This is a genomic window from Weissella sp. DD23 (genome assembly GCF_001579105.1).
GTDB lineage: Bacteria > Bacillota > Bacilli > Lactobacillales > Lactobacillaceae > Weissella > Weissella cibaria.
The window spans coordinates 188,168-188,723 of sequence record NZ_KQ970390.1 but is presented as its reverse complement, the minus strand read 5'-3'; the positions used below and the strand labels follow the sequence as shown (position 1 = coordinate 188,723).

General features: G+C 47.3%; 1 protein-coding gene. It reads left to right on the top strand.

All coding sequences use genetic code 11. The annotated features are described in order from the left end of the window. A partial coding sequence (lexA, locus tag WEIDD23_RS00880; RefSeq protein WP_082778285.1) for a transcriptional repressor LexA occupies positions 1 to 488 on the top strand: 488 nt, incomplete at its 5' end. Positions 489 to 556 lie beyond the last annotated feature (68 nt).

The window sequence follows — 556 nt, the reverse complement described above, 5'->3', positions numbered from 1 at the left end:
GATTGCAGAAAAAAGGGTTGTTACACAAGGATCCTGATAAGCCACGTGCAATAGAAGTCACCCCCGCTGGTGTTGAAGCCCTCGGTGTCACAACTCGCAACCAAAACATGATGCCGGTATTAGATGAGCACGAAGCCATTCCGGCCAGCAATGAAGATAGCGACTACATTGTTGATTACTTTCCAGTGCCCGAAAATCTCGTCCGCTTTGACGGTGATTTATTCATGCTACGCTTGCGTGGCAATGCCATGTTAAACATTGGCATGCTCGACGGTGACTTTGTCATTGTCCGCCGGCAAAACGATGCTGATAATGGTGATATTGTTGTGGCTCGTGATGAAGTTGGGCAAACCCATATTAAACGGCTGTTTCGTGAGGCCGATGCGTACCGACTCCAACCAGAGAATGATAATATGACCCCCATTATCGTCCGCGACCTAACCATCCTTGGCAAAGTCGTCGGCTTGTACCGGGATGCCATTTATTAATACGCTACAAAAGATAAAAACGTTCGACACGCAATTTGCGGTCGAACGTTTTTTACTTTCTACTGCCA